The 25,425-nt window shown below is 64.7% G+C and carries 28 protein-coding genes; all 28 read left to right on the forward strand.

All coding sequences use genetic code 11. The annotated features are described in order from the left end of the window. The first annotated feature begins 3 nt into the window (after nt 1-3). The 28 genes from flgA (at nt 4) to AC1RUR_RS01150 (ending at nt 25,292) form a co-directional block, all read left to right on the forward strand. Nucleotides 4-480, forward strand: coding sequence for a flagellar basal body P-ring formation chaperone FlgA (gene flgA / locus AC1RUR_RS01015; RefSeq protein WP_492840457.1), 477 nt, complete (start codon nt 4-6; stop codon nt 478-480). Continuing rightward, nucleotides 477-1,607, forward strand: coding sequence for a flagellar basal body P-ring protein FlgI (gene flgI / locus AC1RUR_RS01020; protein WP_492840459.1), 1,131 nt, complete (start codon nt 477-479; stop codon nt 1,605-1,607). The genes flgA and flgI overlap by 4 nt, the downstream gene beginning before the upstream one ends. Nucleotides 1,608-1,674: 67 nt before the next feature. Beyond that, the gene (locus tag AC1RUR_RS01025) at nt 1,675-2,460 is read left to right on the forward strand and encodes a MotE family protein (protein WP_492840461.1); all 786 of its coding nucleotides are present in this window, start codon (nt 1,675-1,677) and stop codon (nt 2,458-2,460) included. Beyond that, a complete protein-coding gene (gene flgH, locus AC1RUR_RS01030; protein ID WP_492840463.1) occupies nt 2,461-3,156 on the forward strand; it encodes a flagellar basal body L-ring protein FlgH in 696 nt (231 codons plus the stop codon). It begins immediately after the preceding gene. Between the two features lie 42 nt (nt 3,157-3,198). After that, nucleotides 3,199-3,642, forward strand: a complete 444-nt coding sequence (locus AC1RUR_RS01035; RefSeq protein ID WP_492840465.1) for a flagellar basal body-associated FliL family protein — start codon at nt 3,199-3,201, stop codon at nt 3,640-3,642. After that, nucleotides 3,639-4,379 carry a flagellar type III secretion system pore protein FliP gene (gene fliP / locus AC1RUR_RS01040; RefSeq protein ID WP_492840467.1) on the forward strand — a complete coding sequence of 247 codons (741 nt, stop codon included), beginning with the start codon at nt 3,639-3,641 and terminating at the stop codon, nt 4,377-4,379. Before AC1RUR_RS01035 ends, fliP begins: the two co-directional genes overlap by 4 nt. A 263-nt stretch (nt 4,380-4,642) precedes the next feature. Then, nucleotides 4,643-5,584, forward strand: coding sequence for a flagellin N-terminal helical domain-containing protein (locus AC1RUR_RS01045; protein WP_492840469.1), 942 nt, complete (start codon nt 4,643-4,645; stop codon nt 5,582-5,584). A 276-nt stretch (nt 5,585-5,860) separates the two neighbouring features. Next, nucleotides 5,861-6,805 (forward strand): flagellin N-terminal helical domain-containing protein, encoded by a 945-nt coding sequence (locus AC1RUR_RS01050; protein WP_492840471.1) that lies wholly within the window; start codon nt 5,861-5,863, stop codon nt 6,803-6,805. Between the two features lie 293 nt (nt 6,806-7,098). Continuing rightward, nucleotides 7,099-8,043, forward strand: a complete 945-nt coding sequence (locus tag AC1RUR_RS01055) for a flagellin N-terminal helical domain-containing protein (protein ID WP_492840473.1) — start codon at nt 7,099-7,101, stop codon at nt 8,041-8,043. Between the two features lie 305 nt (nt 8,044-8,348). After that, complete coding sequence (gene fliF / locus AC1RUR_RS01060; protein ID WP_492840475.1) at nt 8,349-9,977, forward strand: flagellar basal-body MS-ring/collar protein FliF; 1,629 nt, start codon at nt 8,349-8,351, stop codon at nt 9,975-9,977. After that, nucleotides 9,974-10,681, forward strand: coding sequence for a hypothetical protein (locus AC1RUR_RS01065; RefSeq protein ID WP_492840477.1), 708 nt, complete (start codon nt 9,974-9,976; stop codon nt 10,679-10,681). Before fliF ends, AC1RUR_RS01065 begins: the two co-directional genes overlap by 4 nt. A 6-nt stretch (nt 10,682-10,687) precedes the next feature. Beyond that, nucleotides 10,688-11,983 (forward strand): MotB family protein, encoded by a 1,296-nt coding sequence (locus AC1RUR_RS01070; RefSeq protein WP_492840479.1) that lies wholly within the window; start codon nt 10,688-10,690, stop codon nt 11,981-11,983. Next, the gene (locus tag AC1RUR_RS01075; RefSeq protein WP_492840481.1) at nt 11,980-13,170 is read left to right on the forward strand and encodes a chemotaxis protein; all 1,191 of its coding nucleotides are present in this window, start codon (nt 11,980-11,982) and stop codon (nt 13,168-13,170) included. Before AC1RUR_RS01070 ends, AC1RUR_RS01075 begins: the two co-directional genes overlap by 4 nt. Further along, the gene (gene fliK / locus AC1RUR_RS01080) at nt 13,167-14,522 is read left to right on the forward strand and encodes a flagellar hook-length control protein FliK (RefSeq protein ID WP_492840483.1); all 1,356 of its coding nucleotides are present in this window, start codon (nt 13,167-13,169) and stop codon (nt 14,520-14,522) included. The genes AC1RUR_RS01075 and fliK overlap by 4 nt, the downstream gene beginning before the upstream one ends. Next, a complete protein-coding gene (locus AC1RUR_RS01085) occupies nt 14,473-15,054 on the forward strand; it encodes a transglycosylase SLT domain-containing protein (RefSeq protein ID WP_492840485.1) in 582 nt (193 codons plus the stop codon). Before fliK ends, AC1RUR_RS01085 begins: the two co-directional genes overlap by 50 nt. Nucleotides 15,055-15,165: 111 nt before the next feature. Next, nucleotides 15,166-16,395, forward strand: coding sequence for a flagellar hook protein FlgE (locus AC1RUR_RS01090; protein WP_492840487.1), 1,230 nt, complete (start codon nt 15,166-15,168; stop codon nt 16,393-16,395). 34 nt (nt 16,396-16,429) lie between these two features. Continuing rightward, nucleotides 16,430-17,905 (forward strand): flagellar hook-associated protein FlgK, encoded by a 1,476-nt coding sequence (gene flgK / locus AC1RUR_RS01095; RefSeq protein WP_492840489.1) that lies wholly within the window; start codon nt 16,430-16,432, stop codon nt 17,903-17,905. Nucleotides 17,906-17,908: 3 nt separating this feature from the next. Next, nucleotides 17,909-18,955 (forward strand): flagellar hook-associated family protein, encoded by a 1,047-nt coding sequence (locus AC1RUR_RS01100; RefSeq protein ID WP_492840491.1) that lies wholly within the window; start codon nt 17,909-17,911, stop codon nt 18,953-18,955. A gap of 69 nt (nt 18,956-19,024) precedes the next feature. Next, nucleotides 19,025-19,369 (forward strand): flagellar biosynthesis regulator FlaF, encoded by a 345-nt coding sequence (gene flaF / locus AC1RUR_RS01105; protein ID WP_492840493.1) that lies wholly within the window; start codon nt 19,025-19,027, stop codon nt 19,367-19,369. Further along, nucleotides 19,369-19,779: a flagellar biosynthesis repressor FlbT gene (gene flbT, locus AC1RUR_RS01110; protein ID WP_492840495.1), complete on the forward strand. Its 411-nt coding sequence runs from the start codon at nt 19,369-19,371 to the stop codon at nt 19,777-19,779. The genes flaF and flbT overlap by 1 nt, the downstream gene beginning before the upstream one ends. Nucleotides 19,780-19,793: 14 nt before the next feature. After that, the gene (flgD, locus tag AC1RUR_RS01115; RefSeq protein WP_492840497.1) at nt 19,794-20,216 is read left to right on the forward strand and encodes a flagellar hook assembly protein FlgD; all 423 of its coding nucleotides are present in this window, start codon (nt 19,794-19,796) and stop codon (nt 20,214-20,216) included. After that, complete coding sequence (fliQ, locus tag AC1RUR_RS01120) at nt 20,213-20,479, forward strand: flagellar biosynthesis protein FliQ (protein ID WP_008130649.1); 267 nt, start codon at nt 20,213-20,215, stop codon at nt 20,477-20,479. Before flgD ends, fliQ begins: the two co-directional genes overlap by 4 nt. 77 nt (nt 20,480-20,556) lie before the next feature. Beyond that, entirely contained in the window at nt 20,557-22,638 is a 2,082-nt protein-coding gene (gene flhA / locus AC1RUR_RS01125) for a flagellar biosynthesis protein FlhA (RefSeq protein ID WP_492840498.1), read from the forward strand. After that, nucleotides 22,635-23,387: a flagellar biosynthesis protein FliR gene (gene fliR / locus AC1RUR_RS01130; protein ID WP_492840500.1), complete on the forward strand. Its 753-nt coding sequence runs from the start codon at nt 22,635-22,637 to the stop codon at nt 23,385-23,387. The genes flhA and fliR overlap by 4 nt, the downstream gene beginning before the upstream one ends. A 5-nt stretch (nt 23,388-23,392) precedes the next feature. Further along, nucleotides 23,393-23,812, forward strand: a complete 420-nt coding sequence (locus tag AC1RUR_RS01135) for a hypothetical protein (RefSeq protein ID WP_492840502.1) — start codon at nt 23,393-23,395, stop codon at nt 23,810-23,812. Continuing rightward, on the forward strand, nt 23,809-24,282 hold the full coding sequence (locus AC1RUR_RS01140) for a rod-binding protein (RefSeq protein WP_492840504.1): 474 nt from the start codon (nt 23,809-23,811) through the stop codon (nt 24,280-24,282). The genes AC1RUR_RS01135 and AC1RUR_RS01140 overlap by 4 nt, the downstream gene beginning before the upstream one ends. Nucleotides 24,283-24,324: 42 nt before the next feature. Then, nucleotides 24,325-24,837 (forward strand): flagellar biosynthesis protein FlgN, encoded by a 513-nt coding sequence (locus AC1RUR_RS01145; RefSeq protein ID WP_492840506.1) that lies wholly within the window; start codon nt 24,325-24,327, stop codon nt 24,835-24,837. Continuing rightward, nucleotides 24,834-25,292 carry a hypothetical protein gene (locus tag AC1RUR_RS01150; RefSeq protein WP_492840508.1) on the forward strand — a complete coding sequence of 153 codons (459 nt, stop codon included), beginning with the start codon at nt 24,834-24,836 and terminating at the stop codon, nt 25,290-25,292. Before AC1RUR_RS01145 ends, AC1RUR_RS01150 begins: the two co-directional genes overlap by 4 nt. Nucleotides 25,293-25,425: the final 133 nt, after the last annotated feature.

Raw genomic sequence — 25,425 nt, forward strand, 5'->3', positions numbered from 1 at the left:
TCCATGTTGAACAGGGTGGGCCTGATCGTGCGCGGGTTGGCCGCCGTGCTGCTGGTTCTCGTCTCGGCGCGCGTCGCTGCGGCCGAGGAGAAGCGGCTTCCCGTGCCGGCCGTATCGATCCGGGCCGGCGAGCTGATCCGCGACGACATGATTACGGAGCGAATCTTTGCGCCGAACGTGCTCGGCGTCGCCATGTTCATCGAGGGCCGCCAGGTCCTGGTCGGCCGCATGGCCCGGCGTGCGCTGCTGCCGGGCCAGCCCATCCCGACCAACTCGGTGGAAGATCCCTTCACCATTGCCCGCGGTGCCATGGTCAAGGTCGTGGTCGAGGACAGCGGCCTGTCGATCGTGACCTACGGCTCGGCGATGCAATCGGGCGCGCCCGGCGCGCTCATTCCAGTGCGAAACACCGACACTGGCGTGATCATCAGGGCCATCGTCCAGCCGGACGGCACCGTCAAGGTCGTGGACGGATCATGACCAGGCTCCTGCTTGCGCTCGTCCTCCTCGTTTCCGCCGCCAGCGCCCAGGCCGCCGTCCGCATCAAGGACATCGCGGACATCAAGGGATTGCGCGAGAACCAGATCGTGGGCTACGGCCTCGTCATCGGCCTGAACGGCACCGGCGACACGCTTCGCAATGCTCCATTCACGGAGCAGTCCCTGCAATCGATGCTCGAGAACATGGGCATCAATGTCAGGAACGAGACCACGAGCACCACCAATCCCGCGCGTCCGACCACCCTGCGTACACGCAACGTCGCAGCCGTGATGGTAACTGCGGACCTGCAGCCTTCGATCGGGGCGGGCGAGCGGATGGACGTGACGGTGTCATCGCTCGGCGATGCGACGTCGCTGCTCGGCGGCACCCTGGTGATGACCTCGCTGCGCGCCGCGGACGGTGCGGTCTACGCGGTGGCGCAAGGCGCGGTCACGGTCGCTGGCTACAGCGTGGGAGGCCAGGCGCAGAATGTCAGCCAGGGCACCCCGACCGCGGGCCGCATTCCGAACGGCGCGCTGGTCGAGCGCGAGGTGCAGGGAAGCCTCCACGAGATGGAATTCCTGGTGCTCGAGCTCAAGAATCCCGATTTTGTCACGGCAACGCGCATCCTCGATGCCATCAACCGCTATGCCGGCGGCCGCTATCGCGCGCAGATCGCCTTCGAGCGCGACTATCGCACCATCGTGTTGTCGAAGCCGCGCCATATCGGCCCGGTCCGCTTCCTCGCCGAAATCGGCGAGTTGACGGTCGAGCCCGACACGCCGGCACGGGTGGTGATCAACGAGCGCACCGGCACGGTGGTGATCGGTCGGGACGTGCGGATATCGACGGTTGCGGTGACGCATGGCAATCTGACGGTCCGCGTCACGGAGCTCCCTGTGGTGTCGCAGCCGGCGCCGTTCTCGAAAGGCCAGACGGTGGTCGTTCCCCAGACCATGGTCGAGGCCAACGAGGCCGGATCGCAGGTGGCCATTCTGAGCGGCGTCGATCTCCAGCGTCTGGTGCGCGGATTGAACCAGATCGGTCTCAAGCCATCAGGCATCATTGCGATCCTCCAGGCGATCAAGACGGCCGGCGCGCTCCAGGCCGATGTCATCGTCCAATGATGCATAAGCGTCGTGCAAGCTTGGTCGCTCAATGCTCTGGTCTCGACCGAGAATCGCACGCGGCCCGATGCTGAAGCTGGATCACAAAGCCAAACTCCTCCTCCTGGTCGCGGCCGCGGCGCTCGCGGGCGCATCGCCCGTGCTGGCGCTGGATGAAGCCAAGCCGACCAAGCCGCTCAACCTGCTGTCTTTCGCGCGCGCCCGCGCGCCCGGACCGCAAAAGCCCCCGCTGGCCACGCCGCTCCCGGGCGACAATGCATCGCCGCGGGCGACGGCATGGGTCGCCGAGGATTCTGGGCCCGCAACCACCGGCGCGGTACCCGCGCCCGAGGCGCCTGCACCGGCACGCGCGTCGGCACCAGCGCCCGCAACCGCGCCCGTCCGGTCTGCCAAGCCTGGCAGTGTCACGGCGCCGCCAAAGCCCGCACCGCCGCAGGCCGCTGCGACCGCGGACAACGAGGTCGCGCTGTTCTGTAGCAACGTGGCCGATCCCGCCGTCGATGCGAGATTGGCCTGGCAGCTCAGGGAGCTGGAAAAGGCCGAGAACCAGCTCCGCGAACGCATCGCCGAGGTCGAGGCCAAGCGCGCCGAATACGAGAAATGGATGGCGCTGCGCGACGACTTCCTGAAGAAGGCCGAGGCGCAGGTCGTCGAGATCTATTCGCGCATGAAACCGGACGCAGCGGCCACCCAGATCGCCGGCATGGCGGACGAGACCGCCGCTGCCGTGCTTGCCAAGCTCAGCCCGAGGAGCTCGAGCGCGATCTTCAACGAGATGGATACGGCGCGCGCGGCGCACCTGGCCGATTTGCTCGGCGGAATGCGCCGCGTGGACGACGGAAAGACCAAATAGATGAAGAATCTGATCCTCATCCTGCCGCTGATGTTGCTCGCCGGATGCGTCGGTGATCCGGCTGAGGTCCTGACCGGCCCGCGACTGTCGCCGGTCGGCAGCGGCCTGAGGACGCAGGCCGACCCGATCCCGGTGACGCCGCGCATGCGTTCGCCTGTCAGCTATCGCTCGACCTGGGACGACGGCACAGATCTCTACCGCGATCCCCGCGCCCGGCGCACCGGCGACGTCGTCACGGTGATCATCTCGATGCAGGACAAGGCCAAGCTCGACAACAAGACCGACCGCTCGCGCGATTCGCAGATCAAGTTCGGGCTCGACTGGCTGATGGACGTCGCAGGATGGGCCGACAAGGGTCAGACCACCGCCAATCTCAGCACCAACACCCAGATCAAGGGCAACGGTCAGATCGATCGCACCGAGGACATCAAGCTGTCCATCGCCGCGATCGTCACCGACGTGTTGCCGAACGGCAATATGATGATCAGCGGCTCGCAGGAGTTCCGCGTCAACACCGAGATGCGCGTGCTCAATGTCGGCGGCATCGTGCGCCCGCGCGATATCTCGCGAACCAACACGATCTCCTACGAGAAGATCGCGGAAGCACGCGTATCCTACGGCGGTCGCGGAAATCTGTCGGACGTGCAGCAGCCTGGATGGGGACATCGGATCTATGACGCCGTGGCACCGTTCTGAGGTTCGCAGCCGTCGGGCCGCGTCGCGAGGGCAGGGGACGCCATGCGCCTGATTGCCGCCATCGTGGTGCTGACCCTGGTCGCGATCGGTGCAGGTGCGCTTGCCGGTCTGCATCTGTTTGCGGCTGCCGAGCGCGTCGCAGACGCAAAGAAGAGCGCTACGCCGCCGCCGCTGGCGTCGAGCTACGCCGGCAGCGCGCGGCTTCGAAAGCTGTCCCCGATCGTGACCAATCTCGCCGCGCCGGCCAACAACTGGGCCCGTGTCGAGGCCTCCATGGTGACCGACAGCATGAGCGACGAGGATGCCGGCATCCTTGCCGCCCATATCAGCGAGGACATCGTGACCTATCTGCGGTCGGCCTCGGTCGCGCAGTTCGAGGGATCGCGCGGGCTCCAGCATCTGCGCGACGACCTGACCGAGCGCGCCAATGTCCGCTCGTCGGGCAAGGTGCGCGAATTGATCATTGAGACCTTGGTGATCCAGTGAGAGTGAGAGTCCTGCTGCTCGCGTTGCTTCTGGTCGTGCTGCCCGAAATGGCGTTCGCCCAGATTCCGGACCTCAACTCGCTGCTGCCGCCCGGCAACGGCTCGACCAGCGGCCGCATCATCCAGCTGATGGCGCTGATCACGGTGCTGTCGGTGGCGCCGGGACTGCTGATCATGGTGACGAGCTTCACGCGGTTCGCGGTGGCGCTGTCGTTCCTGCGCTCCGGTCTCGGCCTCCAGACGACGCCGGCCAATCTGGTGCTGATCAGCCTGGCGCTGTTCATGACGTTCTACGTGATGGCGCCGACCTTCGACCGCGCCTGGGAGACCGGCGTCCAGCCTCTCATGAAGAACGAGATCTCGGAGGAAGAGGCTTATCTGAAGATCACCGATCCGTTCCGGGAGTTCATGCTGGCTCACGTTCGCGACAAGGATCTGCAGACCTTCGAGTCGCTCGCCGCGGAGAGCTTTCGCAAGAAGTTCGACGACAAGCGCATCGATCTGCGCGTCATCATTCCGGCCTTCATGATCTCCGAGCTCAGGCGTTCGTTCGAGATCGGATTCCTCATCATGCTGCCGTTCCTCGTCATCGACATGATCGTGGCGACGCTGACCATGTCGATGGGCATGATGATGATGCCACCGACGATCCTCGCCCTGCCGTTCAAGATGCTGTTCTTCGTGCTGATCGACGGCTGGAATCTGCTGGCCTCCGGACTGGTGCGGTCGTTCTCGTAGGAGCCGCGATCGCCAGCCGGCGGTTATGGTTAGCGAGACGTGCCGGTCTATGGTTAGCAGAGGGTAATGTTAACCATCTGATATTGCTACATAATTCAAGCCGATCTTAATCCCGGCGCAAGATTCGGCGTGCTAGCAATGCGGCACGGCGGGTTGGACTCCACCCACATCAGTCCAAAGGCATGATGCCGCCCTTCCGTACCGGTGAAAGCCCGGTATGTCCCCTCGTGAAAATGTAACGCGTACATAAAGGGACATTCGCAATGTCAAGCCTGCTTACGAACTCGACCGCCATGACCGCGCTCCAGACCCTCCGGTCTGTCAGCTCGCAACTCTCCACCACGCAGAGCCGCATCTCCACCGGCCAGCGCGTCTCGACCGCTTCGGACAACGCTGCCTACTGGTCGATCGCAACGTCGATGCGCTCCGACAACGCCGCGCTCTCTGCGGTCTCCGACTCGCTCGGTCTGTCGGCCGCGACCGTCGACACCGAATATACCGCTCTGACCACGGCTATCGGCGACAGCACCTCCGGTCTGACCAAGCTCCAGGCGCTGCTGGTCGAAGCCAAGACCGCCGGTGTCGATCGTACCAAGATCCAGGCCGACGTCACCCAGATCCAGCAGCAGCTGAAGTCCACAGCAGGTGCAGCGACCTTCAACGGCATCAACTGGCTGAGCATCGACACCTCCACCTCGTCCACGGCCACGCCGACGAGCTTCAACCTCGTGTCGTCCTACTCGCGCGTCGGCGGTACGCCCACCATCGGCTCCATCACCGTGACGACCGCCAACTACGCGCTCTACACCACCGGCGGTGCTACCAAGACCGGCATCCTGGATACGGTGACCGGCACCGGCTCGACCGCTGCGTCGGTCGACACGATCAGCATCGGCTCGCTGACCGACTCGGCTGCCGACCAGACCACGCTCGACGGCTACATCAGCCAGGTCACCGCTGCGATCAACTCGGTAGCCTCGGCCGCCGCCAATCTCGGTGCCGTCAAGAACCGCATCTCGACCAACACGGAATTCGTCAAGTCCCTGATGGACTCCGTGGACCGTGGTATCGGCCAGCTCGTCGACGCCGACATGAACCAGGAGTCCACCCGCCTGGCGGCCCTCCAGGTCCAGCAGCAGCTCGGCGTGCAGGCGCTCTCGATCGCCAACAACAGCAGCCAGAGCATCCTGTCGCTGTTCCGCTAAACCTCAGGTCATCTGGAGGAGGGCCGCGCTTCTCGCGAAGCGCGGCCCTTTTTTGTCTGGCGCGACGCCGCGTCCGCGCCATGATCTCGCCCGCTGTTGCAGTCGGGTCACAGAGCCGCAAGCCTCGCACAAGCTTCAGCAGGTAACCTCACCGCTACGACAGGTTGGGTCCTGCACTTGCATTTCCGCGGCCCAAAGGCATGACGCCGCCCTGTCGTACCGGTGCAAGTCCGGTATGTCCCCCAAGCACAATTCAATCTTCAAAGGGACATCAAAATGGGTTCTAGTCTGCTTACCAACTCGTCTGCAATGACCGCGCTGCAGACCCTCCGCAACGTCAGCACGCAGCTCGCGACCACGCAGAACCGGATCTCGACCGGTCAGCGCGTCTCGACCGCTTCGGACAACGCTGCCTACTGGTCGATCGCAACGTCGATGCGCTCCGACAACGCCGCGCTCTCGGCGGTCTCCGACTCGCTCGGTCTGTCGGCCGCGACCGTCGACACCGAATATACCGCTCTGACCTCGGTCATCGGCGACAGCACCTCCGGTCTGACCAAGCTCCAGGCGCTGCTGGTCGAAGCCAAGACCGCCGGCATCGACCGCACCAAGATCCAGGCTGACATCACCCAGATCCAGCAGGACATGAAGCTCAAGGCCGGCTCGGCGACGTTCAACGGCATCAACTGGCTGAGCATCGACACCTCCACCTCGTCCACGGCCACGCCGACGAGCTTCAATCTCGTGTCGTCGTACTCGCGCGTCGGCGGTACGCCCACCATCGGCTCCATCACCGTGACGACCGCCAACTACGCGCTCTACACCACCGGCGGCGCCACCAAGACCGGCATCCTGGATACGGTGACCGGCACCGGCTCGACCGCTGCGTCGGTCGACACGATCAGCATCAGCGCGCTGACCGACTCGGCGGCTGACCAGACCACGCTCAATAGCTACATCAGCCAGGTCACCACCGCGATCAACTCGGTGGCCTCGGCTGCCGCCAATCTCGGCGCCGTCAAGAACCGCATTGCGACCAACACGGAATTCGTCAAGACCTTGATGGACTCCGTGGACCGCGGTGTCGGTCAGCTCGTCGATGCCGACATGAATGCGGAATCGACGCGCCTGCAGGCGCTGCAGACCCAGCAGCAGCTCGGTGTTCAGGCGCTCTCGATCGCCAACCAGAACAGCCAGAGCATCCTGACGCTGTTCCGCTAAACCTCAGGTCATCTGGGGGAGGGCCGCGCTTCTCGCGAAGCGCGGCCCTTTTCATTTTGGTGTGCGTTGATCGCGCGTCATGACCTTGGCGGCTCGCCCTTGTTGATCTGACGCACCTTGTTGCGGTCCGGCCACGGAGCCACAAGCCTCGCACAAACTTCGGATGCTATCGTCACCGTCACGTCAGGTTGAGCGCGCATTTCCGCGGCCCAAAGGCATGATGCCGCCCTGTCGTACCGGTGCCAGCCCGGTATGTCCCTAAAACACAATTCAATCTTCAAAGGGGCGTCAAAATGAGTTCCAGTCTGCTCACCAACTCGTCTGCAATGACCGCGCTGCAGACCCTCCGCAACGTCAGCACGCAGCTCGCGACCACGCAGAACCGGATCTCGACCGGCCAGCGCGTCTCGACCGCTTCGGACAACGCTGCCTACTGGTCGATCGCAACGTCGATGCGTTCCGACAACGCCGCGCTCTCGGCGGTCTCCGACTCGCTCGGTCTGTCGGCAGCGACCGTCGATACCGAATATACCGCCCTGACCTCGGTCATCGGCGACAGCAGCTCCGGCCTGACCAAGCTCCAGGCGCTGCTGGTCGAAGCCAAGACCGCCGGTATCGACCGCACCAAGATCCAGGCTGACATTACCCAGATCCAGCAGGACATGAAGCTCAAGGCCGGCTCGGCGACGTTCAACGGCATCAACTGGCTGAGCATCGACACCTCGACCTCGTCCACGGCCACGCCGACGAGCTTCAATCTCGTGTCGTCCTACTCGCGCGTCGGCGGTACGCCCACCATCGGCTCCATCACCGTGACGACCGCCAACTATGCGCTCTACACCACCGGCGGTGCTACCAAGACCGGCATCCTGGATACGGTGACCGGCACCGGCTCGACCGCTGCGTCGGTCGACACGATCAGCATCGGCTCGCTGACCGACTCGGCGGCTGACCAGACCACGCTCAATAGCTACATCACGCAGGTCACCACCGCGATCAACACGGTGGCCTCGGCCGCCGCCAATCTCGGCGCCGTCAAGAACCGCATTGCGACCAACACGGAATTCGTCAAGACCTTGATGGACTCCGTGGACCGCGGTGTCGGTCAGCTCGTCGATGCCGACATGAATGCGGAATCGACGCGCCTGCAGGCGCTGCAGACCCAGCAGCAGCTCGGTGTTCAGGCGCTCTCGATCGCCAACCAGAACAGCCAGAGCATCCTGACGCTGTTCCGCTAAGTCGCGGCTTCGACAACGACCGTGCTCCCTCGGGAGCACGGTCTCCGCCATGACCGGCGGATATGGTGGCACACGACGTGCCCGCAATCGATCTCCTGACGCCAGATATCAAGCCACACGCCGTAGCCGATCGCGCCGCGAGGCGTCCGGCCGTGCGGCGGTTGCCGATACGCGCGTCAGCGGCGCTCAATTTCTTGTAAAATTGCAACGCCTCGCCTGCGAACTGACACATTCGTGGTCCCGCGCAACCTTCAGACAAGGTTGGCAGCGGAGTGTCCTCTACGTTCGCATTGGTATGAGGTCATATGCTGTTCAGTCGTGCGCAAATACAGCAACTGCTCAACAATCTGCTGGAGCTCGGGCCGCGACGCCTGATGGCCTTGGGACTGATCGGCTTTGCCGTTCTCGTCACCGTCGTCGGCGGCGCCTATTATCTGAGCCGGCCTGAATTCGAAGTCCTCTATACCGGCCTCTCCCGCGAAGACGTGACGCGCATGGGTGCCGCACTGCGCGAGCAGAACATTGCCTTCGACGTCAACACGGCCGGCGACGCGGTCTCGGTGCGCCCGAGCCAGACCATGCAGGCGCGGATGCTGCTCGCCGAGAAGGGGCTGCCGACCAGCGCCAATTCCGGCTACGAGCTGTTCGACAAGATCGGCTCGCTCGGTTTGACCTCGTTCATGCAGGAGGTCACCAAGCTGCGCGCGCTCGAGGGCGAGATCGCGCGCACAGTCCAGCTGATGAAGGGCGTCAAGGCGGCGCGGGTGCACATCGTGTTGCCGGTGCGCGGCTCGTTCCGCGCGACGCAACAGCCGCCCTCGGCGTCGGTCGTGCTGCGCACTGACGGCGCAATCGAGGCGCGCACGGCACAGTCGATCCGCCACCTCGTCGCTGCCGCCATCCCCGGCATGAGCCGCGACAAGGTGACGGTGCTGGATGCCGACGGTTCGATGCTGCTGGCCGAAGAGGACGAGGCCACCGCTGCGCCGACCAAGATGGCGAGCCTCCAGAAGACGGTCGGCGGCATGGTGCAGGAGAACATCCGCAAGGCGCTCACGCCGTATCTGGGCCTCGACAATTTCGAGGTCAGCGTTGCGCCGCAGCTCTCCACCGACAAGCGGCAGGTTAACGAAACCGTCTACGACCCCGAGAACCGCGCCGAGCGTTCCGTCCGCAACATCCGCGAAAACGAGAAGTCGCAGAACGCGGATCGCTCGACGCCGACCACGGTGCAGCAAAATCTTCCCGACCAGCAGGTCAACGCCGGCGGGACCAAGAACTCCAGCGAGGACAAGACACGCCGCGAGGACGTCACCAATTTCGAGGTCTCGTCGAAGACTACGACGACGGTGAGTGACGGCTACCTGGTGAAGAAGCTCTTCATTGCCGTGCTGGTCAACCGCGCGCGTCTCGTCGCCGATCTCGGCGACAAGACCAACCAGGCCATCGTCGACAGCAAGCTCGCCGAGATCAGCCAGCTCGCGGCGACGGCCGGCGGGCTCGACAAGCAGCGCGGCGACCAGATCCAGGTGACGGCGGTCGATTTCATCGAAGGCTCGCGCGAATTGGCGCCGGTGCCGCCGATCAGCTTCGTCGAGATGATCAACAGGCAGCTCGGCAGCGTCATCAATGCGGTGACGATCCTGGCGGTCGCTTCGATGCTGGTCTGGTTCGGACTTCGGCCGGCGGTCAACGGCATTCTGACCCATCGCGCGCAGCAGGAACAGACCGAGGCTGCGGAGGCCGCCGAGCTCGAAGCCGCAGCCGCGCTTGCATTGCCGGACAGCGAGGAAGCCGAGCTCAACCTCGTCGAAGACCTCGAAGGCAAGATGCAGCGAACGCCGCAGAAGCGGCTGGAGCAAATCGTCAGGCTCGATCAAGCGCAGGCGGCAGCGATCCTTAAAGACTGGATGCGACGCGAGGAGGCGGCATGAACGCGGCAATCGGAAAATTTCTGACGCAGTTCGACGCGAACGGCCGGATCAAGTCGCCGCCGCCTCCGCCGCCCAAGATCCAGGACGCGCTGACGAGGCCGAGGGAGGCCCGGCGTGAGCCGCAGCCGACACCGGCCCAGCCGCAGCGTCAGCCTCAATCGCAGCCGCAGCTTCAGTCGCCGGCTCCGGCGCCCGAGGCGGAAGCTCCGTCGGCCAATCTTCTCGACGACGCCTATCGTCGCGGCCATGCGGCCGGCGTTGCGGAAGGCGATGCCAAGGTCGCCGAGGAGCGCGTGCGCAGCGCAATCCGGCTCGGCGAGGAGCGGGCCAAGTGGTCGGACCAGCAGGCGGTCGCGATCGTGAGCGGTTTCGAGGCGGCATGTCGCGAGATCGAGACCAATATCGCGAGCTCCGTTGCGCGGATCTTGCTGCCGTTCCTTGCCGATGCCGTCCGCGACAAGGCGATCGGGTCGCTGGTCGAGCAGATCGCGGCGCTGACCGGCAATTCGCCGGTGCCGGTGTTCAAGATCACCGGCCCGAGCGAACTGCTCGACCTGGTGAAGACGCAGCTCGAGACAGCCCGGCGAACGGGCATCGAGTACGAGGCCGCCGAGACTTTCGAGGTCCGCGTCGTGGCCGACCAGACCGTGATCGAGACGCAGATCACGGCCTGGGGCGACCGCTTGAACGAGGCACGCCGGTAGTCCGCCATGGAAGAAGTCAAGCACGAGCTGGTGATCATTCGCAGGCGTAGCGCCTTCGCCGAGGAGGCGCATCACGGTGGCGTCTGGAAGATCGCCTATGCGGACTTCATGACCGCGATGATGGCGTTCTTCCTGGTCATGTGGCTGCTCAATGCGCTCAACCAGGACCAGAAGCAGGTGGTCGCGAGCTATTTCAACCCGATCAAGCTGGCCGAGAATGCGCCTGCCCCGAAGGGCCTCAAGGATCTTTCCAAGAAAGAGCCGACCGCATTCGAAGGCCAGGACGGCCGGCGTCAGCCGGCGGGGCCGAACGAGGAGCGTCGCGGCGACTCGCCGACGGCCGAGAAGCCGGCTTCCTTCGAAGAGAAGGTCCTGTTCCGCGATCCCTATGCGACGCTTGCCGAGATCGCCAACAGCGCCAACCAGGCTGCAGGCCAGCGCCGTGCCGGCGCGCTGACGTCCGCCGAGGAGGATGGCCTCAAGGGCGGTGACGCCTACCGGGATCCCTTTGATCCCGGCTATTGGAAGCTGGCGCCGCAGGCATCCAAGGATTCCGATCGCATTATCGAGAGCGAGCCCAAGCCGAACGCGTCCGCGCGCGACAACGTGTCCGGCACAGCTCAGGGCGACGTGCAGGCGCGCCGCGCCAAGACGGATGACGCCGGCGGAAGCGTCGCGCCGAACGCGGATGCCTCGTCCGCAAGCCTGTCGCCCCTGCTGCCGCCGGGACCGCCGCCGTCGCAGTCTTCCCGCGAAGGCAGCACGCAACCGGCCGCGCAGGCGCATGCCAACGATACGACGAAGGATGCCGAGCCGCGCGGCGCCGCGCAAATGCAACAGCCGACCGTCAAGCAGCTTCAATCCGCAATCGCAGATGCGCTGTCGGATATCAAGGCCGGCGCGGGACCGGTGGCCGAGGTGCGTCAGGTCGAGGAGGGACTGCTGGTCAGCCTGACCGACGATGCGAGCTTCGGCATGTTTGCGGTCGGCTCGGCCGAGCCGCGGCCCGAACTCGTCCGTGTGATCGACAAGATCGGACCATTGGTGGCGAAGCGCCCCGGCATGATCATCGTTCGCGGCCACACCGACAACCGTCAGTACAAGTCGGACACCTACGACAATTGGCGGCTGTCGACGGCGCGCGCGCAGATGGCTTATTACATGCTGGTGCGCTCCGGCGTCGATGCGCAGCGGATCGAGCATGTCGAAGGTTATGCCGACCGGCGACCGAAACTTCCGAACGATCCGGCGGCCGCGCAGAATCGCCGGATCGAGATCCTGATCCGGGAGAAGCGCCCTTGATCAGGCCGCGCCTCCGTACCGCCCTGCTGCTGCTGCCATTCATGGCGGCGCGCGCATGGGCCGAGCCGGCATCAGTGCCGGCACCGACAACGGGCGAACCCTACGAGCTCGTGCGCACATTGCAGGCCGTGCAGGACGGCATCGCCAACGGCGACACCGCGGCGCATGGCAGCCACATCGCGCTGATCCGGCAGATCGGCGAGAAGTTTCTCGCCGCCGATGCGAGCGTATGGAGCAACCCGCAGAACGGCCAGGCCGTCGTCATCTACCTGCTCAGCGGCGGCGCGCCGCAGGTCGTCCGCAAGCTGCCGCGCGACAAGCTGAACGTGGATGGACGGCTGTTCGATGGCGCGCTCGCCTATGTCGAGGGCCGCCAGGACGAAGCGCGCGAACTGCTCAAGGACGTCAAGCCGCGGACGATACCGTCGGGCCTGGGCGGACAGGTCGCGCTGGTCCAGGGCGCGCTGTTCGCGCGCACCGAGGCATCGCTCGCGATCGAGCGGCTGGACGACGCGCGCCTGCTCCTGCCCGGCACGCTGGTGGAAGAGGCGGCGCTGCGGCGCGAGATCCTGTTGATCGGGCAGGCGGAGGATTTCGACAAGTTCGAGTTCCTGACGCTGGCCTATATTCGCCATTACCGCAACTCGATCTATGCCGGCGATTTCTGGCAGCGCTTCTCCTCGGGCCTGACGCAATCGAGCCTGGCTCTCGACGAGCGCCGCTTTGCGCGGATCTCCACTCTGCTGGAACAGATCGACCGCGCGAGCCGCCTCAAGCTCTATCTGGTGATCGCGCGCACCGCGATGGTGCGCGGACGGATGGCCGTGACCCGGCTTGCCGGCGAGCGGGCGCTGACGCTCAGCACCGACGCCTCGGCGGAGCGCGAGCGTGCACATTTCTTCCGCGGCGCCTCGCGAGCGCTCGACGACGAATATGACGGCGGTCTTGCCGAGCTGAAGGCGCTCGACCGGTCGAAGCTGCCCGAGCGCGACATTCCTCTCCTGAATGCAACGATTCAGCTCGCGCTCGACGTCCGCAAATCGTTCGCGGGCGGACCCGCCGCCACCGCCGACAAGCCTCCGGTAACGCCGGCCCGTCTCGATCTCGCATCATCGACCGCGGCCCTCGTGCGTGCGCAGAAGCAGCTCGGCGAACTCGAACTTCTCACCAGGGATCGCCGTCCATGACCAAGCTCAGCGGAACCTCCGGTCAGGCTTTCTCGGGCCTCGCCGAGACCCTCAATATGCGCGGCGCGTCACGTTCGGCGAAGGGCACGGGCGCGAAATCGCAGGCGGATTCATCGTTCAACGATCTGCTCCATACCGTCTCGAACCTTGCAAAACGTGCGCTCAACGATGAGGACAGTGGTACGGCCGTGAAGGCTGGAACGCTAAGCACGCGCCTGGTGCATCCGGCCGCGAAGGACAAGTCGAAGGACGAGACGGTGCTTGAACGTACCGCGGTGGCCGAGAAGCCCAAATCCACTGAGAAGTCTTCCGACAAGGAGACGGACAAATCGTCGGAGAAGCAAAGTCCGGCCGACCATGCCGAGAAGGTCGACGTCCAGAACCGATCGAACATTCCCGCGATCGTCGCAGAGATCGTCGCCATCCCTGACGTGAAGCCGCAGATGCAATTGCCGGCAGCCGACAGGAAGGATGCGCCTGCGCGCGACGAGCGGTCGTCCACGACGAAGCGCGAGGTTCAGGCTACCGGCGCGACGAAGGTGGCGACGGCCGATCCCACCCCATCCACGGTCGCTCCGACCGCCGCGCGCTCGCAGGCTGCGGCTCCGCAAGCGTCCACCGCGGCCCTGGCGACGTCGACGCAAGACAGCGAGATATCGACGAAGGCAATGCCCGCCACACCCGGCTTCGAGGCCGTCACGGCCAATGTCGAACGCGCTGCCAAGGCCTCGGCGCGGGACGCACTGCCGGAGGCGACCAAGGTCACCGTGGTCCAGCAGGAGACCCATCTGCCCCCGGCGCAGTTCAACGCTCCGCAACAGGTCGCCAATGCGGTCGTCGCCGAGCTGAAGGAATCGCCGGCGCCGACGGCGTCCGCTGCTCCCGATCTCGCGGCGTCCCAGACCAATGCGCCCGATCAGCCGCTCAAGATCCTGACCATCAGTCTCGAGCCGCCGGCGCTCGGCAACGTCACCGTGCGCCTTCGTCTCGTCGGCACCGAAGTGTCCGTCCAGCTGGCCGCCGAGCGCAAGGACACGAGCCAGATGCTGGACCAGCAACGCGACTCGATCCGCGATCTGATGCAGTCGGCAGGCTACGTCGCCGACGTCGCGCCCGTCCAGCACGGCTCGCTGGATGGATTCCAGAGCGGCTCCGGTCAATCGCAACCGCAGCTCTCTGGTCAGCAACAGCCATCGTCCCAGTCGCAAGGCACGTTCGACGGCGCCAGCAATTCGTCGGGGCAGTCGGACGGTGGTGCGAAGCAGGCCCGCCAGGAGCGCCAGTCCAACCAGGAGACGCGTCATGACCAGGACGTGGCGCCGCAGAATCGCCGCGGCCCTGTTTATCTGTAACGCCGGCGCCGCCGAGGCGGCCGCCGATAGTGCAGGCCCCTGCGAGCGCGAGATGGCGCGCGCGGCCCAGCAGCACGGGATTCCGCTCGGCATTCTCTATGCCGTCGGCCTCACCGAGACCGGGCGGCGCGGCGCGCTCTATCCTTACGCGCTCGGTGCCGACGGCCAGACCGTGTTCGCCAAGGACATCAACGACGCGATCGCGAATTTCGAGGCGATGCGCGGCAAGGGCATCAAGCTGATCGACCTCGGCTGCATGCAGATCAACCACTACTTCCATGGTGACAAGTTCACGTCAGTGCGCGCGATGTTCGATCCTGCCAGGAACGTCGACTACGCCGCGCGCTTCCTGAAGGAACTGAAGCAGCGCGAGGGAAGCTGGACCATGGCGGTCGCCCGCTACAACGCGGGACCCAACAATCAGCCGGCACAGAAGCGCTACGTCTGTCACATCGTCGCGCATCTCGTCTCCAGCGGCTTCGGCGCGTGGACCGACAAGGCGCGCTCGTTCTGTCAGCCCAAAACGACATGACCAAAATGACATGACCATGACGATCTGAAAGTTGTGCACGGTCCCCAATCATCAGCCCCGCGCAAGCAAGAACCCGCATTGTAGCCGCAACCTACCAAAGGAGCCAATTTCATGAGCCTGTATGGTGTTATGCGCACCGGCGTTTCCGGAATGAACGCGCAGTCCAACAAGCTGTCGACGGTTTCGGACAACATCGCCAACGTCAACACCACTGGCTACAAGCGCGCTTCGACGGAATTCTCGTCGCTGATCCTGAAGAGCGGCTCCGGCAATTACGATTCCGGCGCCGTCGAGACCACGGTGCGCTACGCCATCTCCGATGCGGGCAATTACCAGTTCACGACCTCGACGACCGACCTCGCGGTCCAGGGCAACGGCTTCTTCGTGGTGCAGGACTCGAACGGCAACAACTTCCTGACGCGCGCCGGAGCCTTCGTGCCCGACAGCACCGGCAATCTCGTCAACTCGGCCGGTTTCCAGTTGATGGGCTACAACATCGCGAACGGCGCCGTGCCGAACACCTCCGCCAATGGCTTCGGCAACCTGCAGGTCATCAACGTTAACCAAATGGCGCTTCAGGCATCGCCGTCGACCAAGGCGACCGTGGCCGCCAATCTCGATCCGAGCGCAACAGCGATCGTCGGGCCGGCCGGGCCGGCCAACTACACGTCAAAGACGTCGATGGTGACTTACGACAACATCGGCAATGCCGTGACGCTCGACGTCTACGCCGCCAAGACCGGCGCGAATACCTGGGATATCGAGGTCTACAACGGAGCAACCGCGCTGACGACGACCGGTCCGACGACCACGTTCACGTTCGACGTTAGCGCGACCGGCAAGGGTGCGCTGGCCGCCGCGAGCCCGACGTCGCTCTCGGTCGCGATCCCCGGTGGTTCTGCCGCCTTCAATATCGACCTCTCGGCGATGACACAGGTCGCCTCCACCTTCGACTTCAAGGCGACGGTCGACGGCAACGCGCCGTCCGCGGTCGAGAAGGTGAATATCGACGACAAGGGCGTGGTCACCGCCGTCCTGAAGAACGGCACCGAGCTTCCGAGCTTCCAGATCGCGCTCGCCACCGTTCCGAGCCCGGACCATCTGACGCCCGAAGTCGGCAACGTCTATTCGCCGAACCTGGAGTCCGGAAACGTGCAGGTTGGGCTCGCAGGCCAGGGCGGCCTCGGCACCATCCAGTCGGGCGCGCTGGAGGATTCCAACGTCGATCTCGCGGACGAGTTGACCTCGATGATCGAGGCCCAGCGCGGCTTCACCGCGAACTCGAAATCGTTCCAGACCGGCGCCGACCTGCTGGATGTGGTCGTCAACCTGAAGCGCTGAGTCCCTCAGCGCTCGTCTCCGGCAAGAGCAGATCATGAATCTTACCGCCGCCCTCGAATCCGCCCGCTCCTCGCTGATGGCGTCGGGCATCCAGTCGTCGGTCATCTCGCGCAACATCGCCGGCGCCAGCTCCACCGGCTATTCGCGCAAGATCGCCGTGCTGGACAACCTCCCAGGGGCCGGCGTCTATGTGGCGGCAATCCAGCGCGCCGCCAGCTCGGGTCTCTACAACAACGTCCTGATCGCGACCTCGTCGTCGGCCAAGCAGGGCGCGATCTATGACGGTCTTCAGAAGATAGCGTCTGCCACGGTGGATGATCCGGAGCTCGACCAGTCGCCGACGGCGCAGCTCAATGCGCTGAAGCAGGCGCTTCAGCAATATGCCAACGCCCCTGACAACACCACGCTGGCGCAGGCCGCGGTCACGTCCGCCAAGGACATGGCAACCGCGCTCAACCAGGCGACCCAGACCGTGCAGTCGGTCCGTGAGGGCGCCGATGCCGACATGAAGACGTCGGTTCAGAACATCAATCAGTTGCTCTCCCGGTTCCAAACGGTGAACACCGCGATCGTGAAGGGTACGATCTCCGGCGACGACATCACCGACTACCTCGACCAGCGCGACAGCATCGTCTCGCAGCTGTCGCAGGAGCTCGGCGTCACGATGTCGCTCCGTCCCAACGGAGACGCGGCGCTCTACACCGACAGCGGCGTCGTCCTGTTCGACAAGACGGCGCGCACGGTGAGTTTCGCGCCGACCAACGCGTATACGGCCGGCACCACGGGCAATGCGGTCTATATCGACGGCGTGCCGGTGACCGGCGCCAATTCAGTGATGCCGCTGAAGTCGGGCAAGCTCGCGGGCCTCGCTCAGCTGCGTGACCAGGACACGGTCACCTATCAGAGTCAGCTCGACGAAATCGCGCGCGGCCTGATCAATACCTTCAGGGAGAGTGATCAGACCGCTGCGGCGCTGCCCGACGTTCCCGGCCTCTTCACCTATCCCGGCGCGCCGGCGATGCCGGCGAGCGCCACCGTCTCGGTCGGCCTGGCCGGCCTGATCAGCGTCGCGGCGTCGGTCGATCCGGCCCAGGGCGGCAACCCGAATCTGCTGCGCGACGGCGCGATCAGCGGCAATGCCGCATACCAATACAACACCGCCGGCAACGGCGGCTACTCGACCCGGCTGCAGCAGCTGATCGGCGACATGGATGCATCGCAGCCGTTCGATGCAACCACGCAAGGCAAGCCGAGCGGCAGCTTGATCGACTTCGCCTCGTCGTCGACGAGCTGGATCGAAAACCAGCGCAAGGCCGCGGACGACAACGTCACCTACCAGAAAACGCTGCTCGACCGCAGCACCGCGGCGCTGTCCAACGTCAGCGGCGTCAACATGGACGACGAGATGTCCCTGATGCTTCAGGTCGAGCGCACCTATTCGGCGTCGTCGAAGATCATCTCGACCGTCGACGAAATGTTGCAGAGCCTGCTGGCTGCCGTGGGGAACTAAGCCATGATGACCGCGAACTACATCTCGACCTTGATGCTGTCTTCGTCGTTGAGGTCCTCGATCACGAACAATCAGGCCGCGCTGACCAAAGCCTCGAAGGAAGCCACCACCGGCCGCTTCGCCGATGTCGGCCTTCAGCTTGGTGCCACGACGGGGAATGACGTCACCTTGCGGGCGGACCTGAGCTTCGCCGATCAGCTCGTCGATACCAACGGGCTCGTCTCGGGGCGCCTGGACACGACCCAGAACCGGATCACCCAGCTCACCACGACCGCAACGGACTTCCTCAAGGATCTGATCGCGGCCCGCAGCACCGACGGTGGCGGGCGGATCGTCCTGCCGCCTGCGTCCTCCAACCTCCAGGATCTGATCGGCGCGCTGAACGTCTCCTATAACGGCTCGTATCTCTTCTCGGGCATCAACACGCAGAACGCACCGGTCACGGCTTACACCGCGGGTACGGCCAGCAAGAACCAGGTCGACGCCGATTTCCTTGCGACCTTCGGCTTCTCGCAATCCTCCGCCAGCGTGAGCAGCATTACCCCGGCTCAAATGCAGACCTTCCTCGACACCACTTTCGACGCCGAGTTCGCGAGCCCGGCCTGGAATACCAACTGGTCATCGGCCACCGACCAGGTCATGCAAAGCCGAATCTCCACGACCGAGGTCGCCGATACGTCCGTGAGCGCCAACCAGGCCGGCTTCCGCAAGCTTGCCGAGGCCTACACCATGATGGCGGATCTCGGGAACGCGAACCTGAGCCAGGAGACGTTCCAGGTCGTCGTCGACAAGGCCATCGGCCTCGTCGGTAACGCCATCACTGACCTCGCGACGCTCGGCGGCAGCGTCGGCACGGTTCAGCAGCGGGTCACCGGCGCCACCGAAAAGCTTAAGACGCAGCAGGACATTCTGAACAATCAGATCGTCGGGATGGAGGCGGTTGACCCGACCGAGGCCTCGGTCCGGGTCAACGCCCTGCAGACCCAGATCCAGACGGCGCTGGCGCTGACCTCGCAGCTCCAGAAGATCAGTCTGATCAACTATCTCTGAGCCAAGGCTCATTTGCGATGGTTCGTACCCCTTGTTTTGTTATTCGGTTTCCTGCGCAGAGTGGTCCTGATGACGTTTGAAGCCTATGAAGCGGTCGTTGAAGAGAGCGGCTATCAGGAGAGAGGCCGCGAGCGACAGGCGCTCAGCCTCGGCATCGACCGGCTCGAGCGGATCGAGAAGGGGCGCTTCAATTTCGAGGATCTGGTCGAGAGCCTGCTCTATGTGCGGCGGTTGTGGACGATCTTCATCGAGGATCTCGCGCACCCGGAAAACGGCCTCCCGGACAAGCTGCGCGCCGACATCATCTCGATCGGCTTGTGGGTCATCAAGGAGGCGGATCGGCTTCGCGAAGAGAAGTCGGGCGACGTGATGCAGCTCATCGAAATCAACCGTCTGATCCGAGACGCGCTCTAATGAAGATATCCTTGCGGGCGGGCGAACGGATCTACATCAACGGCGCGGTGCTTCGCGTGGATCGCAAGGTCTCCGTCGAACTCGTCAACGACGTGATGTTTCTGCTCGAAGGGCAGATCATGCAGGCGTCCGACGCCACCACGGCGCTGCGACAGCTCTATTTCATGGTCCAGCTCATGCTGATGAACCCGACCGACGTCCGAGATGCCGCGGCGCTCTACGCGCAGCACCACGCGGCCCTGCTCGCGGTGTGCGAGAACCGCGAGATGCTGGAGGGACTTGGCGCCGTCGACGAAATGGTCGGGGCGACCCGTTACTTCGAGGCGCTCAAGCGGATCCGAGCGCTGTTCCCCGTGGAGCAGGCCATCCTGGCCGGCGCCGCGATCGTTTCCCCATTCGAGGCTGCCTGACAGCGGAGAGAGACATGAACGTCACCAGCGCGACCGACAGCACCAGCAGCTCGTCCAGTTCGACCAGCTCCACCACGTCTACGTCGAGCAACAGTGTCGACTACAACACGTTTCTCCAGCTTCTCATCGCCGAGATGAAGAACCAGGACCCGACCAACCCGATGGACACCTCGCAATACATGAGCCAGTTTGCGCAGCTCTCGTCGGTCGAGCAGGCGATGCAGACCAATACCAAGCTGGATGCGCTGCTGTCTTCTCAGTCGTTGTCGCAGGCCGACGGGCTGATCGGAAAAACCGTCAGCTTCACCGACTCGACCGGCGCGACTTTCAGCGGCAAGGTCGCGTCGATCTCCATCAACAGCGACGGCTCCGTCGCAACCCTCGAGGACGGTACCAAGGTCGCCGTCGGGCCGGGGCTCACGATCAGCCAGTCATGAACGAGCGGGACGCCCTCGACATCGTCCAGGCGGCGATCTGGACGATCATCGTAGCCTCGGGGCCCGCGGTCGGCGCGGCGATGCTGGTCGGCACCATCATCGCGCTGATCCAGGCCCTGACCCAGATTCAGGAGGTGACGCTGACCTTCGTTCCGAAGATCATCGTCATTCTCGTGGTCGTCGCCATCTCCGGCTCCTTCATCGGTGCGCATCTCTCCACCTTCACCGAGATGGTCTATTCGCATATCGAGCGCGGCTTCTGATCCGCGAGGCGACCGGCCACCACCCTCGCGTAAGCTTTGCGCGGCAGATTACGGGGCGGACCCTCTGCCGGTGACCCATGGCCGATACCTTAGCTGCTAGCCTGCCAACCCCGCGACGAGTCGGGGCCGATGCCTTCTTCGCGGGCGGCATCGTGGCCATGCTCACGATTCTGTTTCTGCCGATACCGCCGATCCTGATCGATCTCGGCCTGGCGTTCTCGATCGCGCTGTCGGCGCTGATCCTGATGGTCGCGCTGTGGATCCAGCGGCCGCTCGACTTCTCCGCGTTCCCGACCGTGCTGCTGATCGCAACGATCCTGCGCCTTGCGCTCAACGTTGCGACGACGCGCCTGATCCTGTCGCGGGGCGGCGAGGGCGAGCAGGCTGCGGGCCACGTCGTGGCCGGCTTCTCGAAATTCGTCATGGGCGGCGATTTCGTCATCGGCCTGATCATCTTCGCAATCCTGGTCACGGTGAATTTCGTCGTGATCACCAAGGGCGCGACGCGTATCGCGGAAGTCGGTGCCCGGTTCACCCTGGACGCCATTCCCGGCAAGCAGATGGCGATCGACGCCGATCTGTCCGCGGGCCTGATCGACGACAAGGAAGCGCAGCGCCGGCGCAGGGAGCTCGAAGAGGAGAGCGCGTTCTTCGGCGCCATGGACGGTGCCTCGAAGTTCGTCCGTGGCGATGCCATCGCCGGCCTGATCATCACCGCGATCAACATCTTCGGCGGCATCATCATCGGCGTCACCCATCACGGCCTGACCCTGTCGCGCGCCGCCGACGTCTATACGAAGCTCTCCGTCGGCGACGGCCTGGTGTCGCAGATGCCGGCGCTGATCGTGTCGCTGTCGGCGGGCCTGCTGGTCTCCAAGGGCGGCACCAGGGGCTCGGCGGAGCAGGCGGTGCTGCGGCAGCTCAGCGGCTATCCCCGCGCCGTGTCGGCCGCCGCGCTGATGATGTTCGTGCTGGCCCTGATGCCCGGCCTGCCGCTGGCGCCGTTCCTGCTGCTGGGCGGCGTCATGGCCTTCGTCGGCTACTCGCTGCCGAGGCGGCAGGCGGCGCGCGAGCGGAAGGAGGATGCCCGCAAGGCCGATGAGCGCGCCCAGGTCGAGGCCAAGGAATCCGTCAAGGAATCGCTCAAGACCGCCGAGATCGAGCTGTCGCTCGGCGGCCACCTGTCGGTCCATCTCTTGGGCTCGCGCACCGAGCTCGGCCACCGCGTGGCTAAGATACGCAAGAAGTTCGCCAAGCAATACGGCTTCGTGATTCCCGAGATCAAGCTCACCGACAATCTGTCGATTGATCCGAAGGGATATCAGATCCGGATCCACGACACGCGCGTCGCCCATGGCGAGCTCAGGCTCGGCGAGGTGCTGGTGCTCGTCGACAAGGATGGTAAGCCCGACGTGCCTGGTGAAGAGGTGATCGAGCCCGCCTTCGGCATGAAGGCGCTGTGGGTGACGGAAGCCTTCACCGACGAAGTCAAGCGGCAGGGCTGCAAGCCGGTCGACAATTTGTCGGTGCTGCTCACGCATTTGAGCGAAGTGCTCCGGGCCAATCTCGCCCAGTTGCTGTCCTACAAGGACATGCGGGGGCTGCTCGACCGGCTCGATCCGGAATACAAGCGCCTGGTCGAGGATCTCTGCCCGTCGCAGATTTCCTATTCGGGTCTGCTGGCAATCCTGAAGATCCTGCTGGCCGAGCGCGTGTCGATCCGCAACCTCCATCTGGTCCTCGAGGCGATCGCCGAGATCGCGCCCCATGTCCGGCGCTCCGAGCAGGTCGCAGAGCATGTGCGCACGCGCCTTGCCCAGCAGATCTGCGGCGACCTCTCCGACAACGGCGTGGTCAACGTGGTCCGCCTCGGCAATCGCTGGGATCTCGCCTTCCACCAGAGCCTGAAGCGCGACGCCAAGGGCGACGTCGTCGAATTCGACGCCGATCCGCGCCTGATCGAGCAGTTCGCGACGGAAGCCAGTGCCGCGATCCGCAAGTTCACCGAGAACGGCACCAGCGTGGTGCTGGCGGTGACCCCCGAAGCCCGTCCCTATGTCCGGATGATCCTCGAACGGGTGTTCCCGACACTGCCGATCCTGTCGCATGTCGAAGTTGCGCGCAGCGCCGAGATCAGAGCGCTCGGAGCCATATCGTGATCAGCAGCCTCGCCGACAGCGTGCTGGTGACGTTCATCGTGTTCTGCCGCATCGGCGCCTGCCTGATGTTTGTGCCCGGCTATTCCAGCGTCAACGTCCCGGCCCAGGTTCGCCTGTTCATCGCGCTCGTCACGACGTTCGCGTTGACGCCGATCCTGATCGCGATCCTGAAACCTCTGACGGACAACGCGGCGCCGCTGACGCTGGCACTCCTGATCGGCTCCGAGATCCTGATCGGCAGCGTCATCGGCCTTGGTGGACGCGTGTTCTTCCTGGCGCTCCAGACCATGGCAACCATGATGGCGAGCGCGATCGGGCTGAGCAATATCCCGGGCACGCCGATCGGCGACACCGATCCGGCGCCGGCCCTGGTGCCGCTGATCATGGCGTCCGTTACCACGCTGTTCTTCATGACCGACCAGCACTGGCAGGTGCTGCGCGGGCTGATGAACTCCTACGACGTCTGGCATCCCGGCGACAGGCTCGGCGGCAGCATGGCGCTCGACCAGCTCGTCGGCCGCCTGTCGGAGGCGTTCGTGCTGACGCTGCGGATCACCAGCCCGTTCATCGTCTATTCCGTCATCGTCAACCTGGCGGTTGGCCTGATCAACAAGTTGACGCCGGCGATTCCGGTCTACTTCATCTCGGTGCCCTTCGTGCTGTTCGGAGGCTTCCTGCTGCTCTACCTCACCAGCGACGAGCTCCTGACGCAGTTCATGCTCGGAATCTCGTCCTGGCTGGCGGAATGACCGTCATGAAGTCGCGCGCGGACAAGCTTGGTCGGATGGTCTCGCTCGTGAAGCTGCAGCTCCGGCTGTCCGAATGGCAGCTCGCGCAATTGCGGCAGCAGGAGCGAAGCTTGCAGGACGAGCAGGAATGGCTGGTCGGGGCCCTGAACGAGGGGAAACCGCCGGCGGGGTCGTCGAGCGAGTCGATCGCGCGGCGCCTCAACAGGACGAGCGTCGGCGCGCGCGCCGTGAAGGAGCAGGCTTCGCGGCAGCTCGACCAGGTCCGCTCGGAGAGCCGCCGGGTGAAGCAGCTCGAGGAAGTCGCCAGGGCGGCGCTCGCGGACAAGCTTCGCGAGGCCGAAAAGCGCTCGCTCGAGGAGATGACGGGAACAAGCCTCACCGTGCGCGAGTGGACGCCGCGGCCAGCCAGCCGGAACAAGACATGATCGTGACAGCCACACCAGACCTCGTTCTCGACGTTCTCGAGGCTGCCGACCCCGTGACGCAGCGCGCGGCGACCGCGAAGCTCGATGCGCTGAAATCATCGGGCGCCGATTTCGCCGCCACGATGGATGCGGAGGTCGGCAAGGCTGCGGCGGCCGATCAATCCGCGACGAAGGTTGCCGAAGCGCAATCGGGTGCAGTGAACGGGGCACCGGTGCAGGTGATCAAGGCGCCTGCGTCCGGCGACGTCTACCGGAAGTTTGAGGCATTCATCCTCCAGACCTTCGTCGAGACGATGCTGCCGAAGGAGTCCGAGGAAATCTTCGGCAAGGGGACTGCCGGCAGCGTCTGGAAGTCGATGCTGGCCGAGCAGCTCGGCAACCAGCTCGCCAAGGGCAAGGGGATCGGGATTGCCCGTCAGCTTGCCGCTGCGCGTCCGGCCGGGCCAGACGTTACGGGGAAGGCCGGATGATGATCCGGGAATGGGCGACAGAAGTTGAAGGGTGAATTTCCTATGCAGGCACAAGAAGGCGCGGCGGCCCTGGTGATGGAGCAGCCGGTCATGGACACCGAGGCACTGACGATTGAAGCCGCGCCTGGCGATGCGCTGTTGCCGGTGCTGCTGCCGAATGTCGGCGGCGAGGCCGTGATCGGCGGCGCCGAGCCGGCGCGATCGGACGAGATGCGCGGCCTGCTGGCGGCGATCCGCCGGCTCGGAAACATCGTCGAGGAGGAGACGGCTGCGCTTGCAACGGCCAGGAAGATCGATTTCGACGACTTCAGTGCCCGGAAGAGCCGGAGCATGCTCGAATTCGTCCGCCTGATGCGGGCGCGGATGCATCTCGGCGACGAGGCCGAGATCACCGAAGAGATCCAGCGGTTGCGCGACAAGCTCGAGCGCAATCGTTCCCTCCTCGAAATGCATTACGACGCGGTGCGCGAGGTCGCGTCCATCATCGTCAGGGCGATCAAGGATGCCGAGTCGGACGGCACCTACACCGGTCGCGCAACGCAGGACGGAAAATGATCAGGCTCGTTCTGGCCGGGCTCTGGGTCTGCATCCTCACCGCGGGGACGAGCTACGCCGTGGCCTATTGGAAGGAAAACGGCAGCCTGCTGCCGGCCAAGGACGCATATCTGGAAGGGCTCCAGTACCAGAAGACGCGGGCTCTCAGCGTACCCATGGTCGAGAACGGCGGCGTGCAGGGCTATATCGTCGCGCGCTTCGTCTACACCGTGGAGGCGCGGACCATGCATCAGCTCAACGTTCCGCCGGAGCCGTTCGTCGTCGACGAGGCCTTCCGCAGGATCTATGCCGACGACCGCCTCGACTTCAGGAAGCTCGCGCGCTACGACCTCTCGATCCTCACGACGGCCGTCAAGCAGCGCGTCAACGAGCGGATGCAGGCCGACGTCGTGCAGGACGTCCTGGTCGAGGACTTCAACTACGTCTCGAAGGAAGAATTCCAGCAGAAGCCCTAGAGCATGGCCCGGACAAGCGCGAAGCAGCTTTCCGGGGCGATCATGCTCGGCCGGGCATCCGATGTGCGGATCCGATCTCGTCGCGCTTTGGGGCGGCGACGTTCTGCTGCGGTGCCTGCATTCGGCCGTCTCG

This window comes from Bradyrhizobium sp. GW821-FHT12B03 (assembly GCF_058807535.1).

Excerpts from the sequence above, each read along its gene's own strand:
- AC1RUR_RS01145 (WP_492840506.1), top strand. The coding sequence starts at position 24,325 with ATGCAGGCACAAGAAGGCGCGGCGGCCCTGGTGATGGAGCAGCCGGTC.
- flbT (WP_492840495.1), top strand. The coding sequence starts at position 19,369 with ATGAAGATATCCTTGCGGGCGGGCGAACGGATCTACATCAACGGCGCG.
- AC1RUR_RS01135 (WP_492840502.1), top strand. The coding sequence starts at position 23,393 with ATGAAGTCGCGCGCGGACAAGCTTGGTCGGATGGTCTCGCTCGTGAAG.
- AC1RUR_RS01055 (WP_492840473.1), top strand. The coding sequence starts at position 7,099 with ATGAGTTCCAGTCTGCTCACCAACTCGTCTGCAATGACCGCGCTGCAG.
- AC1RUR_RS01100 (WP_492840491.1), top strand. The coding sequence starts at position 17,909 with ATGATGACCGCGAACTACATCTCGACCTTGATGCTGTCTTCGTCGTTG.
- AC1RUR_RS01025 (WP_492840461.1), top strand. The coding sequence starts at position 1,675 with ATGCTGAAGCTGGATCACAAAGCCAAACTCCTCCTCCTGGTCGCGGCC.
- fliK (WP_492840483.1), top strand. The coding sequence starts at position 13,167 with ATGACCAAGCTCAGCGGAACCTCCGGTCAGGCTTTCTCGGGCCTCGCC.
- fliF (WP_492840475.1), top strand. The coding sequence starts at position 8,349 with ATGCTGTTCAGTCGTGCGCAAATACAGCAACTGCTCAACAATCTGCTG.
- AC1RUR_RS01090 (WP_492840487.1), top strand. The coding sequence starts at position 15,166 with ATGAGCCTGTATGGTGTTATGCGCACCGGCGTTTCCGGAATGAACGCG.
- flgH (WP_492840463.1), top strand. The coding sequence starts at position 2,461 with ATGAAGAATCTGATCCTCATCCTGCCGCTGATGTTGCTCGCCGGATGC.
- flgA (WP_492840457.1), top strand. The coding sequence starts at position 4 with ATGTTGAACAGGGTGGGCCTGATCGTGCGCGGGTTGGCCGCCGTGCTG.
- AC1RUR_RS01070 (WP_492840479.1), top strand. The coding sequence starts at position 10,688 with ATGGAAGAAGTCAAGCACGAGCTGGTGATCATTCGCAGGCGTAGCGCC.
- AC1RUR_RS01035 (WP_492840465.1), top strand. The coding sequence starts at position 3,199 with ATGCGCCTGATTGCCGCCATCGTGGTGCTGACCCTGGTCGCGATCGGT.
- flgI (WP_492840459.1), top strand. The coding sequence starts at position 477 with ATGACCAGGCTCCTGCTTGCGCTCGTCCTCCTCGTTTCCGCCGCCAGC.
- AC1RUR_RS01085 (WP_492840485.1), top strand. The coding sequence starts at position 14,473 with ATGACCAGGACGTGGCGCCGCAGAATCGCCGCGGCCCTGTTTATCTGT.
- AC1RUR_RS01050 (WP_492840471.1), top strand. The coding sequence starts at position 5,861 with ATGGGTTCTAGTCTGCTTACCAACTCGTCTGCAATGACCGCGCTGCAG.
- AC1RUR_RS01150 (WP_492840508.1), top strand. The coding sequence starts at position 24,834 with ATGATCAGGCTCGTTCTGGCCGGGCTCTGGGTCTGCATCCTCACCGCG.
- AC1RUR_RS01140 (WP_492840504.1), top strand. The coding sequence starts at position 23,809 with ATGATCGTGACAGCCACACCAGACCTCGTTCTCGACGTTCTCGAGGCT.
- flgK (WP_492840489.1), top strand. The coding sequence starts at position 16,430 with ATGAATCTTACCGCCGCCCTCGAATCCGCCCGCTCCTCGCTGATGGCG.
- AC1RUR_RS01045 (WP_492840469.1), top strand. The coding sequence starts at position 4,643 with ATGTCAAGCCTGCTTACGAACTCGACCGCCATGACCGCGCTCCAGACC.
- flhA (WP_492840498.1), top strand. The coding sequence starts at position 20,557 with ATGGCCGATACCTTAGCTGCTAGCCTGCCAACCCCGCGACGAGTCGGG.
- AC1RUR_RS01065 (WP_492840477.1), top strand. The coding sequence starts at position 9,974 with ATGAACGCGGCAATCGGAAAATTTCTGACGCAGTTCGACGCGAACGGC.
- flaF (WP_492840493.1), top strand. The coding sequence starts at position 19,025 with ATGACGTTTGAAGCCTATGAAGCGGTCGTTGAAGAGAGCGGCTATCAG.
- fliQ (WP_008130649.1), top strand. The coding sequence starts at position 20,213 with ATGAACGAGCGGGACGCCCTCGACATCGTCCAGGCGGCGATCTGGACG.
- flgD (WP_492840497.1), top strand. The coding sequence starts at position 19,794 with ATGAACGTCACCAGCGCGACCGACAGCACCAGCAGCTCGTCCAGTTCG.